The sequence below is a fragment of the bacterium genome (assembly GCA_020444325.1).
In the GTDB taxonomy this organism is placed as follows: Bacteria; Bacteroidota; Ignavibacteria; order SZUA-365; family SZUA-365; genus BM516.
Genome location: JAHLLD010000016.1, coordinates 118,805 through 134,237, shown reverse-complemented (window position 1 = coordinate 134,237; position 15,433 = coordinate 118,805). Strand labels below are relative to the sequence as shown.

General features: G+C 51.9%; 6 protein-coding genes. All 6 read right to left on the bottom strand.

The genetic code is table 11. The features are described from left to right. Nucleotides 1-132: 132 nt before the first annotated feature. The 6 genes from KQI65_16960 to KQI65_16935 all read right to left on the bottom strand — a co-directional run bounded on the left by KQI65_16960 (nucleotide 133) and on the right by KQI65_16935 (nucleotide 15,369). Nucleotides 133-480 (bottom strand): DUF86 domain-containing protein, encoded by a 348-nt coding sequence (locus KQI65_16960; protein MCB2206437.1) that lies wholly within the window; start codon nucleotides 478-480, stop codon nucleotides 133-135. After that, on the bottom strand, nucleotides 473-763 hold the full coding sequence (locus KQI65_16955) for a nucleotidyltransferase family protein (protein MCB2206436.1): 291 nt from the start codon (nucleotides 761-763) through the stop codon (nucleotides 473-475). The genes KQI65_16960 and KQI65_16955 overlap by 8 nt, the downstream gene beginning before the upstream one ends. Before the next feature lie 81 nt (nucleotides 764-844). After that, nucleotides 845-5,710, bottom strand: coding sequence for a T9SS type A sorting domain-containing protein (locus tag KQI65_16950; GenBank protein ID MCB2206435.1), 4,866 nt, complete (start codon nucleotides 5,708-5,710; stop codon nucleotides 845-847). A 197-nt stretch (nucleotides 5,711-5,907) separates the two neighbouring features. Then, nucleotides 5,908-9,204, bottom strand: a complete 3,297-nt coding sequence (locus KQI65_16945) for a T9SS type A sorting domain-containing protein (GenBank protein MCB2206434.1) — start codon at nucleotides 9,202-9,204, stop codon at nucleotides 5,908-5,910. Between the two features lie 778 nt (nucleotides 9,205-9,982). Beyond that, on the bottom strand, nucleotides 9,983-10,150 hold the full coding sequence (locus tag KQI65_16940; protein MCB2206433.1) for a hypothetical protein: 168 nt from the start codon (nucleotides 10,148-10,150) through the stop codon (nucleotides 9,983-9,985). 179 nt (nucleotides 10,151-10,329) lie between these two features. After that, nucleotides 10,330-15,369: a T9SS type A sorting domain-containing protein gene (locus KQI65_16935; GenBank protein MCB2206432.1), complete on the bottom strand. Its 5,040-nt coding sequence runs from the start codon at nucleotides 15,367-15,369 to the stop codon at nucleotides 10,330-10,332. Nucleotides 15,370-15,433 lie beyond the last annotated feature (64 nt).

Here is a 15,433-nt window from a genome sequence, read left to right as displayed (position 1 = left end):
CGAGAGCGAAGGCGAGAGCGAAGGCGAGAGCGAAGGCGAGAGCGAAGGCGAGAGCGAAGGCGAGAGCACCTGTTGCGGCTTCCTGTCTTGCCAGAGCCATCGGCAATGACAGGCAGCAATTGGGACGTGGCTTCATTCCTGGGATTCGAGTTCTTCGAGAATATCAGCACAACCGGATTTCAACTGTCGTAACTTGTTCTGCACGACATCCCAGACTATCTCGATGTTGATCCCGAAATACTCGTGCACGAGAATATTTCTGAGTGCTTTGATTTTGTGCCACTCAATTTCAGAATGTGACAGGAGGATTGTATCAGGTAGCTTCCCTACAGCTTCACCGATAATTTCGAGGTTCCGTATGACTGCATCCTGGGTTTTCTCATCAGACTCAAAATCCTCGGAGGTCATTTGCCAAACATAGTTCTCGATTCGACTGATCGAATGCAGGATATCGTCGAGATATATCCGAGCATCACGCATAGACGGTCTCGCGTGTGATAACCGATTTTAGACGGGGTTTGATGCTTCCGAGCAGAACAAGGTCGACTTTCCTTCCGGTCACTCGTTCAAGGTGAATTTTCAAATCCATGTATTTATCGAATGTCGGATGTTCCATATCCACCACGATATCGATATCGCTCCCTTCGGTTTCTTCACCACGGATCACCGAGCCAAAGAGTCCGATGCGTCTGACGGAGTACTCTCGTTCAAGTTCGTCTTTGCTCGATCGCAGGAGCTCCAGTATTTGCTCTCTCATCATCATGTCTTCAGTAAGCGGGAAGTTGTCGAATAGTAAAAGATACAAGATGTTACCTTTACATCCGCTTTTTTCTGCAGCTTCGAGTCAACGCATGCCCGTAACTGATATCATTCGTGTTGCCTGCGCACCGTCAACAGCGAAGGCTCGGAGCAGGTAAATCCCAGACGACAGCTGCAGCGCGCCAATATCAATCACCACCGGTGATGCAGTTTCAGCATATTGTGTCAGCCTTTCGCGTCCGAGCATATCGTACAGGGACAACCGATAGCTCTCATCTCCCGCACCGGGAATGGCCACCTGCAGCATGCCCCCGATCGTGACCGGTTGCGGCCACGCTTCGAGGGTTAACGCGGCAGGTATCGACGGATCGTCAACACCGGTGCTCTTCCGGATCACGTATGTCACTGCGATGCTGCGATTCGACGGGGTTGCGGATACGTTCAGTGCGGCTCCGTGTCCACCGACATCAAGCATCGTGCTGTTCGGCTGCACAACGACCGTGGCTTCCTGGCTGCCGGAGAGTGGATTTGCATTCAACCAGGTTTCAGTGGGCTGCATGCTCCAGGGCATGGACAATCCTCCGCCCGTCCACAACTGCACGCTCTGCGCTGCGGGAAGCGGTCCGCCGCGTTCGGCTTCGAAGTACAGGTGCTTCGGGGAGAGCACGACACTGCCCGGGGAATCGAAGACGACTTCGATGGACGAACTGCATCCATCACTACTTCCCTGCTGATCGGATCGCCATTGCCACGTTACGTTAACAGCTCCTGCTGCCGTGAGCTGATTGGACGGCGTTATCATCCACCACCGCGTACAGGATGCATTCGGAAGAAGTGTGCCGGGAGAAACTGGTCCGCCCGGTTGATTTGCAAACTCCGGCGATGTAAACAGCTGCGTACTGTCCGATCCGGCAAGGACGAACTCTTGCGGCAGTACAATTGAAACCTCACAGCCCGTCAGAGCGATTGTCCCGGTATTCGTTGCGGTATACGAGACAAAAAGCGGATCAGGGATGAAGCGTTCGTAGTAGGGATCGGCGTACAGGGAATCGTGTCCACCAGTTGCACAGGCAATGCCCGTCTCTTCCGGCCAGGCTTCGATGTGAATAATCACGCTGCACTGTTTCCACTCGGTCTGCTCGTCGGAGCGGTAGCGCACGAGGACTTCCTGATCCTCGGCAATAGAAGCTCTCTGCGGAAGAAGAATCCAACTCAATGACGAGGTTGAATGCGTATCGAGTACTGGCATACTCTTCTGTGCGACTTCAGTGGCATCCAGCTCAAACCTCGTGGCAAGATCGAGCACAATCTCAGCTACGACATTCGTTTCTTCCTCATCGAGGAAATTGTCCAGCATGGATGTCAAAGGAACAGGATAAGGTTCATATTGAACATGATCCCGGTCAAAGCGCACCGTATCCACTGCATTCAGTCTGCATAAGGGACTCTCCACAGCTTCAATCTCAATTTCTTTTGTGCACGCGGCAATGACCTCATCGTCTCTGCCGTATGCGGTTACGCTAAAATGTGCTGTCCGTGCAGATCGTAGAACAGGAATCCGCAGATTCCAGTCCATCGGAATACTGTTTCCTGGTGTGAGCGTTCCTCCGCTGCGAATCAGTGCTTCTTCTGTCATCACACCACTCCCAGGTGCGATTTCAAGCTCGATTCGGTCGACTTCAACCTGCACTGTACCAGAGTTCGTCAGATTGTATTGCAATAGAACGAGAGCACGGGAGAGCACGGTGGACTCATCGATCTGATCCGGAGCGTTCAGCGTGCACACCACTGTTTTATCGATGACATCGATATGCACAATTTTGCTGCAGTAGTACGTGAATCCATCCACCGTGATCGCAAACAGCAATGTGTCATCGGTTGGCACGGCTGGTGGATTCTGCAGCATCATGTTGAATTGCAGGCTCTGATCGGATTTCTCCCCCACGGTGAAAGAGTCGCGTACGAGGGAATCCCCTGCAGCAGGACCCAGATCCGAAGCGGAAATCAAATCCAGACGGACACGAACATCAACGCGGACGGTGTCCAGCGGATTGGTGAGCGTCAGAGTGTATTGTGGCGCTTCGGGATCAGCTGCACTCAGTGCGGTATTCCATACGATCTTCTCTGGTCCTCCTATCTCACATGGAAGCTCCGGTACACCGGGAATGTAGGTGTGGATCTCGCAGTCACTCCAAGGCAAACCGTACTCATCCATAGCGCTGGTACGCAGAATGATGTCACGATCGAAGCGAAGTGCATCGATACGGACTTCGACCGGGAAACTGACGGAAGCCCCTGGCGCAATGGTCTCTCCCGGCCAGAACGGATTGCGGAAAATGCGGCAGTTCGGAATGGCGGATTGTTGGAAGGACGCGACAGGGACTGGTGCGGACGTAACGTTCGTGTATGTCACCATATAGTGGAGCAAACCGACTTCGCCGTCCGGAGTCTCTGCGTAACCATTACCCTTCCAGTACACGCGGTCAGGTCCCTCAATCAGGCAGGAAAGTCGCGGATCATCCTCATCGAAACGTTTGACGACAATATCGTACGTACACCATTCCTCGGCTGCAGGCCATTCCGCGCCGGATTCCGGATCAACAAAGAACGCTTTGCATAACACCTCCAGTGTATCACCTATCAGAGACGCATCCTTCACACGCAGCGTCCATGTGCAACTTGCTGATTCGCCGGGACCAATCTCCGCAGGAAGCATGGGCTGTCCGCTTGAGGGTGCGACAACTTCCAGTCCTGGCGGGACATCGATTGTGCCCTGAAGGACGCGTGCACCTTTGGCATCACTGATGTTGGAAAGTATATAGTGCACATCAAACGTTCGAGGCTCACCATACCCACGCGTTTTCTCTACCTGGATCGTATCAATGCTCGATATTGCACAACTGAACTGCCAGCAAGGTGTGGGAATGCGTAGGTCGACGCCGTATGAACTCAATGGTATCGCCTGTCCGAGGACTTTCCAATCAGGGTATCTGGTAATTGTATTGGGATTATACCCATCATAATAAAAAATAAATCCATTAGGGCGAGATATGATCTTTGGATAAGGAATTCTGGATTTGAACGGATGGTTCCAATAAGACGAATAAACTACTTCAAGGCTCACCGCATCCATCGCAATAATATAAAGATCATAAACAGGAATAGGATCTGGTGCTGCAACACTCACAGTATCAAAGGCGTGAACGGTAGGGAGGATATCATAAGATTCTAAGCTGGATGTGTTTGGGTAATACAAATTGCCAGTGAAAACGATCATCCCACACATCGATTCATCAATATTACATCGGGCGTCGCGAGAATCGAGACCGGTGTTAACCTCGATGCCGCCGAGGCTCTGGCCTTTTTCATCAAGAACACCTAGTATTTTTGAAGTGGACACAACATCATCGGGAATCCCTTCTCCGTATCGGGTCCACAAACCAGGCAGGGCTTGCGTACCCGATCTCGGATATGTTTTTCCTAGAATATACAGCCGTCCATTCTTTCCAAGTTTTGATGCTTCAAACCACAACGACCTGTCTGTATATCCGTACCATGTTGCATATTCATATTCGTTTCTCAGACGTGAGTACTTTACGATATAGGTCCCTGAATTACCTGCAATGTCCTCTGCTGATATCAGTGTATGCTTCAATGGAACATCTTGTAAACCAGCTTCAGGGACATCATAAATGAATACTGCACTGCCGTCGGAATCATCTACATGCATGTCATAATGGTTATTCGTATTACTTACCATGGCGTCTTGCTCTGTCGACGGCATGAGATATGTTAAATAATGAAGTGTATCCAGTTGTTTTGAGACAATTCCGAATACAGAAGTGGACACATGGCCTGAATGCATAAAGTATGCGGTTCGCTCTATGGCGTTGTCCGTGATGGCTCGAATACTATCTCCATTCGTACAGGAAACCAAGCCGAAAAAATAGATCTCGTTCTTTGTACTATGAATTGAAACCGGGTGTATTTTTCCGGGACCTCCGATAAAAGCCGCATATTCATGTCTGCCATCTTTTGCAAGCACACTTATTACGCACTGAGCATCGAGTGAATCGATGACGGGGCCATAAGAACCTGGCAAGGATCGGTTCACCGGATAGTTCTCATTTCCTACGCTAATCGTGACAACTACACCGTCTCGCACATCAAGATTCTCACCAATCATCCAACTATCAACGAAAGAGCCAAGTTGATAGGGTCCGAGAAATGTACTATAGATAAGCTCTTTTTTCTTCGGGTCATATTTGAACACTGTATTGTGATGATACCCAGGATAGAACGGATTCCTAATGGTATTATTACATGGATATTCCGGACTGATCGTAGCTCCGGACATATACATCATCCCTGATTCAGTACAAGTAGAGAAAAAACCGCCATAGCTAAAGGCGCACATAAATGAGCTTGCTGGAAGCTCTTCATAAGAATATTGCTCTGTCCCGTTTCCTTGCTGGAGCTCGAACTTCATCTTTTCACGCGTAATTTCATTACGACTCCGAATTCTTATAGCAGGACGGCCATTTCCAGCTGCTGTGATCTCTTTCCAACCTGGCTCCGCAGACCTTCCGAGTGCATCAATCTCAATGTCCACTCCATCCCATACATTCGCATACCGCACTCTCCCATGATTTGATACGTCCTCACGCCACTTCGTGCTGTCAGCGCAGAGATAAAAATGAGATACAGCATCTGCGGTGTCCATTGCCATAAGTCGCATGGCGTCTGAGTGATTCTTAAAGCGCAGGCGGATGATCTCCATCTCGACAGTTCCATCATCTGCGCCATTCAGGCTGAGTTCTCCCGGTAGCGTTTTTCCCGATCTCGGACGCGTGATGGCCAGGCCGTCCTTCAGAAACCAGAGCGATCCATTCTCTCCGGGAATCGCAAAGTGTACGGAATTGTCCCACTGACCTGCATTCCGAATAATCATACGTGGAATGTCAATTGGTTCATCTCCAGTTTCCCTTGCTTGCGCGCTACAGGATAAAGCCAGAATTACGATAACAGCGAGTGACGTCCTCATAGAGCATCCTAAGGCCAGTTCATGGGGTTCCGGTTTCATAGCAATATGAGTGCTGCCCCACCCTTACAGTGCGTGAGAGCGGGGCAGCTACCCAAGAATACATACTAACGTACGATCACGATACCTCGAGTGCTAGTTTTACTCGAAGCGGTTAATACATAATAATATATCCCGGAGTGTAATGCCGAGACATCAAACTGCATTGTGTGCGATCCTGGGGTCAACACCCCATCAAAGACAGATCCAACAACTTGACCGAACGTGTTGTACAGCTTGAGTGACACCGTCTGTTCAGATTGGATTTGAATTACAACGTTTGATGGGGTCCCGGCAGAAAGAGACATCGGATTCGGATAAGCTTCACCCAAGATAACGTCGTTGGGGACAACCGGAGCATCAGCGACAGCTTCCTTAGCCCAGAACACAGCATCATATGCCCCACCCCATGCTCTGGTACCCATCACGAGATCCGCACTCGCTCTACCATCTATCCAGTATACACTGACCGTATTATCTTCTGATGTTTGAACAAGTGGATATGTTTGCAAATACTGCCCTGCTCCAGGTGACATCTGTAATTCGCTCGACCACTGTGGACCTCTTTGTGGATTGGGAAAGTAATTGTATGCTACCCACTGCCCAACAACTTCCCGCCCACGTGCAGGGGAACAGCTCTCCGTGAGACCTTCCCATACAATGAAAGATAGAGTATCGATACCATTCGGGGCAGTCACTTTTGCTATCTCTGGATTTGTTGGCCATGTATACGACTGGTTCGTCACTGCGATAATCTGAGCATTTGGGTCACAGCGGCTGACAGAAGCAGGATTTTGTCCATATGTGTACGTGAGCTTTTCGGTTTGGATATTGTGCTTCTGGACTTGAGATACAGGGAATTCATAGTCCCACGTTGCCAACATACCACCGTAGCTATTCGCGGCACGACAGTCATCGGGTGCCAGTCTTGGATGTGATATCCTATAATCAGAGCCTGGTACTCCTATTATCATGTCAGGTGATGTACTAGCACTTAGGTTGGTAGCGTTTAACCATTGTGCATGTAGCATTGCTCCGTATTGAGCATCTTGTGAATAACTTACAAGAACAATTGCATCTTGACTACCACCTGTTTCGTACTCATCCAGCGCAATATCTATTCCCCCATAGTCTATTAAATTCTTAAATGTATAGACACTGAAATCCGTTGTTTGCGCTCCTCCCGGTGCCGATTCAAATCGCGCTGTGAAGGACAACCAGCGTTTGTCAGTTGGCCCACCTTCAGCAACCCCATATAAGTGCTTTCCTGATGGTGAGACCAATTTAACAAAATTCGACCAGTCATCGATATCCACTCCTAAAGTAATCTGAGTACGAGAAACAGTACCGGATACCGGTTTCACAGCTATTACGAGGTTGTCGTCATATGTGAATCCAATATAAGCCTTGTAGTCCGAGGTAATTGCCGGATCGCCGTCACCTCCACTTGGATCAACAAAATAATCTGTGTAGGTAATAACTGGATCCGTATACTCACCTCTCGGATGTGCGTCAAACAGTTCGGGAGATATATCATAACCCCCAGCAGATTCTATTTTTGCATACCATATTTGATAGCGACCATTTACTTTCTGCTGCCAGACAACTTGAGCTCCCCCCGATGCATCACTTAATGCTACACCTGGATGTCCAGCAAGGCTTACAGTATTTAGTCTGATTCCGCCGTGCTTCCAGCGTGGCACTCCATATTTATCATATTTTTGAATATAAACATCCTGATTGCCATTTACGCCTGTTTCCTTTTCCCATACTACGTATGTATTGTACTCTTCATCTGTCACGAAACGGACGCTATCTGCGTCACCACTTTGTCTTACATCGGGAAACTGGTCTCTCCAATCCATCGCTGTTGGCCCGACACACGTACCTGGCGTTTCGCAATAGATATCCCAGTCATCTCTTGTATCATTCGTCACCACATCACGACGGTCATCTTCATAAACAATTACATCCCCGCCCACCTGGGGCAGATTTTGGTCGTTCTTCGCTTCCGTTACGGGCCAGCCACCAGCAGCTTTCCCAAAATACCATGACTCGACTTCAATTTCCTGATAATGGATATCATCCGCTCCTAATGAGCTGTCGTGCCGCCTCCAAGCGATGAACACGTCCGACGACGAAGGAACCATGTCAATTGCGGGCTGCTCTTCATCATCAGTGGCGTATGCGATCGCCTCCCCAACCGATCCATAGGGATTCACAAGAGAGCCTCCTCTGGCATCCAGCACTGCTGCATAAATATCGACCCCATTCTGTTGTGCATCTCGAAGGTCCTCCCAAGCGATTGTCACGAAAGGGATATAGGGATCATATGTCAAAGGATCATACGGCCGCTCCCACAGGGCAACGACTGGAAACTGCTGCGTTTCATCGATGGCGCATACAATATCTCCAGTGTTTCCTGGAATATTTCCGTCTGCATCGATAGTACGTGAATAGATGTCATACAGTTTTGGCTGGCTGGAATGATCCTCCCGTGAGTCTTGCCATACAACGATCGCGCGTGGTTCATCTCTACTTACATCTTCACCACTGCAGACAATTTTCGGGTAAAGCTGATCAGATTCATTTGTAGCTAGCGCAATATCTGCACCTCCATACTCTTTGTCTCCGGTCGCATCAAGTTTTGCCGCATAGACGTTCCAATACATATCACCGTTGACATCTACGTACTTCTGAAACGAGACTACACAATTAGCCTTTCCACTGTCCCAATCATATTCTCTAGCAATTTCCGGGTTCGCTTGATCTCCCTCATCAATATTGTCAGCTACTTCGATCCCATCCTGTACCCAGTTAGTCGATTGTGGATAGGTCGCAGTTGAGCTTAGCATATACTGGGCGTACACCTTCCGGTTGACGCCGCTTGAGTAATCACGGTAGTCAAGCCAAGTTATAAATGCACCATCAGCTGTGCCTGCAATCCTTACATGTTCACAGTTGGCATCTTGCTCACAGACTACAGCACCGTCTGACGGCCAGTTCGCATCCACCTCACCAGTTGTCGCGGAGATTCGTTGTGCATAAACATTTTTGTAACCAGATCTCTCATCCACCCATGTAATGATTACGCCACCGAGTGAATCGTATGCTGCCCGGGGATAGCGTTGATCTCCCTCCTCAGTGCATACGGCGATACCATCTGGCTCCATCCACAATGGGAGACCTGTAACATTGTCTATTTTCTGTACGTAGATGTCATAGTCACCCTCATTCCTGAAATCCTCCCAGACAACAATGGTGTAATCCAGTCGGGCTGGTCTGGCGATCGCTGGTGAAAGCTGATTTTCCTTCTTATGGACAATAGGACGGTCTTTCCATTCCGTCTGCGCGTTCAGTGTCACGGGGGTGCTCGTGACGAGCAGTGCCAGGATGCAGGCGATGCCGAAAATGGTTGATCCGATGCGTCGGAATAGTCTGCACGCAGCAGTGACGGTCAATACATGCATGCACGGCCTCGCACCGGCATGCGAAGAAGTTGAATTCTTCATTGGAATTCCTGTAATTACTGGTGGTCTACGGACCTTGCCGGCCTTGTGGCACCTGATGCTTCTTTGCGGGAGACTCAGGTCCGTGAGGTCGGCTGTTGATTATTGCGCTCGGCGATACAGGGAGAACAGCCAGGTACGCAAGCGACCAAGCGGTGTCCATGTACCGATCATACGTTGGTTTCGTGGTTACGATGTTGTTGCGGATAACTCTGCGGTATCAGAAACAGGCGAACCTACTTCCCTCGCCGCGTGTCCTCTGTCCCAGCTTTGCCCCGTATGCCGACTCTTCGCGTCGCTCCCTTTGCACCCGGTGCTACATTTCATCCCCAGTCTCCAAACCTCACCTCTTCATTGGTAGAACAATCGCTGTATCGCCGCAGTGGCGTAGAATTCACGGTGTCCCCATGCAGATTTTCAGGGAGACCGTTCCTCATATTTTCGGATTGCTGTCACCGATACCAAAAGATAAAAATCAAAACCGCACAATGCAAATATTTTAAAACCTTTTTTTCGGGAATAGTACTCATACTGCTGCACGTGCTGCAATTAGGGAGTGTGTGGGTGTCGACTACGCTGTGCTGCAGGAGATCGCATGTCGCGGCGTCTCGTCCCGCCGTAGCTATCGCTAATATCATGCACCAATGCTTGTATGGTGCGGGCGAAGCGAAGCCGGAAGTGCGAAGGCGAAGGCGAAGGCGATGGCGAGAGCGAATTCGAGGGCGAAGGCGAGAGCGAAGGCGAGGGCGAAGGCGAGGGCGAGGGCGAGAGCGAAGGCCCGCCTACGTGACGCTGCGCGCAACTACGGCGGGCACGCGAGAGCTAAACGAAGCCGGAAGAGCGAGTGCCACAAATTTCAGCAGATCCGACCTCCCCCCTTTTCCGTGAAAATCCTTACGACCCGTGAAAATCCGCGTGCCCGCCGAAGTCCTGTATTACAGGACGAAGGCGGGTGTTCCCATTGATTGGTGTCTCGAGATGCTACCTGATCACCGATATAAGCTTCGACACCTGCGCACCGTCCGCAGCTGTGACGCGAAGGATGTAGCTTCCCGGAGTGAACTGTGTGCCGGACACAGCTATGCCCCACTGTCCACCGGCTTCGAGCGTGCGGGAGAGGCGTTCGCGTCCAAGCATGTCGTAAAGCGACAGGCGATAGCTCTCATCTCCCGCACCGGGAATGGCCACCTGCAGCATGCCACCAATTGCGACCGGTTGCGGCCACGCTTCAAGGGTTAAAGCGGCAGGTAGCGACGGATCGTCAACACCGGTGCTCTTCCGGATCACGTATGTCACTGCGATGCTGCGATTCGACGGGGTTGCGGATACGTTCAGTGCGGCTCCGTGTCCACCGACATCAAGCATCGTGCTGTTCGGCTGCACAACGACCGTGGCTTCCTGGCTGCCGGAGAGTGGATTTGCATTCAACCAGGTTTCAGTGGGCTGCATGCTCCAGGGCATGGACAATCCTCCGCCCGTCCACAACTGCACGCTCTGCGCTGCGGGAAGCGGTCCGCCGCGTTCGGCTTCGAAGTACAGGTGCTTCGGGGAGAGCACGACACTGCCCGGGGAATCGAAGACGACTTCGATGGACGAACTGCATCCATCACTACTTCCCTGCTGATCGGAACGCCATTGCCACGTTACGTTAACAGGTCCGGCTGCCGTAAGCTGATTCGACGGCGTGATCATCCACCACCGTGTGCAGGATGCGTTCGGAAGAAGTGTTCCGGGTGAAACGGGTCCGCCCTGCTGATTTGCAAACTCCGGTGATGTGAACAGCTGCGTACTGTCCGATCCGGCAAGGACGAACTCGGGAGGAAGGATAATCGAAGCCTCACAGCCCGTGAGAGCGATTGTCCCGGTATTCGTTACGGTGTACGACACAAAGAGCGGATCAGGGATGAAACGTTCGTAGTACGGATCTGCGTAAAGGGAATCGTGTCCCCCTGTTGCACAGTCTGTGCCCGTTTCCTCCGGCCAGGCTTCGATGTGAATAATCACACTGCACTCTTTCCACTCCGTCTGCTCGTCGGATCGATAGCGCACGATGACCTCCTGATCCTCGGCGGTAGATGCAGGCTGCGGGATGAGAAGCCAGGTTACCGTCCCCGTTGCCTGGCTGTCGATGACCGTGATGGTTTTCTCCGTGGTTTCTCCGCTTGCCAGCGTAAAGCGTGTTGCAGATGAAAGGTCAATGTGCGCGTCAACGCTGCGTTCTTCTTCATCGAGCAGGTTGCGAAGGTCTACGGTAACAGGACACGGATCCGGATCATACGCGGGACCCTGCCGGTCGAATCGTACCGTATCTGCAGCGGACAGCATGCACTGCAGTTCGGGTCCACCCGCAATATGCAGATTGTGCATACAGCTCGTGAGCAAACTGTCGGTATCATCGAAAGCGGATACTTCAAGCAAAACGTCGCGGCTGTTTCGGAGAATACGCGCGTGCAGCGTCCAGTCGATGACAAGGTCCTCATTCGGTCCCAGGGTTCTGCCCGTCTGCATGAGCGCTTCGTCGGCATACACCCCGCTCCCGGCGGGTATCGAAAGCCTGAGATGGTCCACGCTCACCGGGACAGTACCGATGTTGCGCAGGATACCCGAGAGTGGAACGGGAGTACGGGAGAGCAGGTCCTGCTGCGTGAGTGAATCCCCGGCCGTGATGGCACAGGAGACGTTTTCCGACAGCGTCACGATACGAAACACCTGCAGGCAACTGCTGCGCAGCTCACCAGCGGAATACGTCTGGTAGACGACGGTGTCGTACGCAGTGACAGACGGAATGGACGACAGCGACAATTGCCAGCGCAGGGTATCGCTTTCGTCGGCCGAAAGACGCACGGCCGGACGCTGCAGGGTCTCGCCACTGGCGAGTCCGACATAACGACAGGCAGAAAGGTCAATCACCCCGACGCAGTCGAGAAGCGTGGTATCGAGCACTTGCTGCATTGTCATGCCGACCTCGAACGGATCCGGGGTATACGCGCCCGTCGAAGGATCGACTCGTATCTCAACCGTCGACGCAGGTTGACAGCGCGGTGACAAGAGTCCGGGCACAAACACCTCTTGCTCGCAGAAGGTGATCGGGTTGCCGATCGCGTCCTCTCCCGCCACGAGCACGCGCATCCAGCGGTCCTCTGCCCTGCGCTCGGTGCGTACCTGCCAGGTAAGCGCGTGCGTCTCGCCCGGAGGCAGCGTCACACCCGGCTGATACTTTTGATTCGCCGGTACCGGGATCGCACCAATGTCTCCACCGGGATACAGACCGAAACGTGCGAACGTCACTGCTTCCGTGCCTGTGTTCTCCGTCGTAAACCGTACCGTGAAAGGCTGTGGGAAATAGTTGTCGCCGGTGCCATTGACGAGAATCGAATCCGGCATCTCCACGTTGCAGGCCAGCAGCGGTTCGAGATGCTCGACCTGTTCGAAGCGCAGGTAATGCTCACAGGGCAGGGCTGCAGGCGCCCCTTCCCGGGGATTATCACCGACCTTGTAATACGTCACCGCATCGATCCACAGACCGCTGTCCGCAGCGAGCACGAGTGCGGATGTATCCACGCGCAGTGTCCATGTGAAATGTTCAGTCCTTCCCGGTGCGATCGTTCCGGAAAGCGTTTGGCGAAGGGACTGTGTTGAAGGATCGAGCACGAGTCCTGGAGGCAGCGTCAGCACACATTCCACCTCACCCGCGCTGCGCACCGGATCCACATTCGCCACTTCAACGTCCACGAGCAGGCGTTCCGGTGAAATCCACGGCGGCGTGCGGCTGATGCGTACCGTATCCTCCATCTCAACTGAACATGCCAGCAGCGCACAGCCCGGCGCTCGCGTGCGAATCAGCGCCACATCCTGCTCTCCCCCGCCATAGAGTGGTTGAAACTCGTGGAAGGTGGTCAAGCTGTCTTTGTAGATACTGGGGATGTAACCACCGAGATACAACTGTCCATTGTGAACCTCTGTATGTAGCGACGTCGGGCTGCCCGGGGCACTCACCAGGCGACCACCCGACACGCCAAATCCTAGCGTTTGCTGATTCGGATACGACCCGTCAAAATGCCAGTAGCTACTGTAACGGATATTTTGTCCCGTCGGATCAAGTGCCAGAAGGTAGGGTGTCTGACCATTTTGGAAAACACTTGATACGGTATCATCGGGATTCTGAAACAGAATACTGTCGGTTATGCCAATACCAAAAACGAGTATATCTCCACAATCGAGTACATCTACACTGCTGCCAAACGACAAATTCGCCGATTTCTCCAACCAGGGGAGATATGTCACGAAATCAGCAACTCCTCCCCGACCAGGAATTTTAGCTACAAAATGACTTTGTACTCCTTTTGCTGTACTGTATGTGGAGGAAAGTGGATGTCGCATAACGAGATCTCCAGTAAAGTCGATACCCGCAACAATCACATCACCATCCTTCGTTACGGCGAGATCCGATCCTGCGATAACCTTCCCCCCAAGCCATGTAGTGAAGACATAATCGGTGAACGACGCATTGACCTTGCACACCAATAGATCCTCCTTACCCCCACTGGATTGCCAGGATGCAATCGCCGGAGGATGCGTTGTACTGTCCACGAGCTGAATCGCAATCACGAGTTCACCCTGCTCGGTTATCTCCGTCATCAATCCTGATGTCCCGGCCGTTTTTACTCCCGGGAAAGGGAACAAGTACGTGCCCGCTTGCACGCTGTCCAAATCCTTCGTGAACTTGACGAAACTCAAGATCGTCATTATGGAGTCTACATATGGTTGGTCAACTGTATTGCTATCCAGTAGAGCCCCTGGTTGGACAAACCACTGCTCCCCGCTGGTAATACCTCCGACAAGGACATCGCCCTGACTGCTTGCATCAAGACTGAATGGACTGAACATTGCAGGTCCGCCAACCCAGGTTGATTGAACAAGCTGACCTGTATCATCAAACATTGTCAACGTAGTTGCTGTCGTCTCGCCCATCGTTGGAGGTTGACGGTTTTTCTGCATAGCATTCGATGAAATCGGAAAATCATAGGATTCCGTGGTCCCAAGCATATATGTGTTGGATCCCGATGTTTCCAGCTTTTCAAGGTGAGGTGTAATACATCCGCGGAGGTCTCCGTGTAATAAATCTACATACGCATGAAAGGCTTCATCCTCGCTGCCGCCAAGGTAGGTAGACCAATTACATATCTGCATTTCGGCATCAAAACTGGCTATATAGTAGTCCGTCTCCAGAGGGAGGCTACCACCTCTGTGCATCTCCTGCGAGGCATTTATCACAGGCAGATCGGTCGACGTAGTCAACATCGCCACGACGATTCTCCCTTTCTCATCAATATCGTAGCCATGGAGCTCTTCGATTCCACTCCCCCCCAGTAACGTATTAAACTCCGTCTCAATCACCATGCGCCGCTCGAGGAAATTGCGGTAAGGTCGCAGCCGAATGGTGTCACCATACTGTTCGAATCCGCCTCCCGCCGGGACTGCGTGTCCGTTATCATCAAACCATCGAGCGCTCTGCAACGCTTCCCCATGTGCAAAGCCGGAGGCACTGAAAGCTACCGATGCAAGATCCTCACCAGCTCCGATGTCAATGCGCTGCACGAGTTTACCACCCTTCTCCGTGAAGCTGACATCGATTCCCTCCCACACATCTGCGTAGCGTACACCGGTGAAGGAATCGAGTCCCGCACTCCATCGCGAGGAATCGCTGCCGATGTAGAAGTTCGTCTTCGTGTCGGTCAGTCCCGAACCCGTCACCCGAAGTTTGACAGACGGCCGTATGAAATGCAGCCCAAGCCGCTCAACTTTTCCCCATATCTCAGCATCCATGCCATTTGACATCCCACCCTCAGAATACGAAGGCAGTGCCACCGAGCGACGCTGGGGACGAAAAATCGTCACACCTTCCCGGCTGAACGCTGCTTTTTCCATACCGCGAATCACACCGAATTCCACGGGGGCATCCCACTGGCCACCGTTCTCGATGAACTGCAGTGGAATCCTGCTGAGAACATCGCGCCGCATGGGTGGATCACCTGCGTATGAGGTTGCGGTCAGGATGAGGAGTAAAAAAAGCAATGATGCAGAA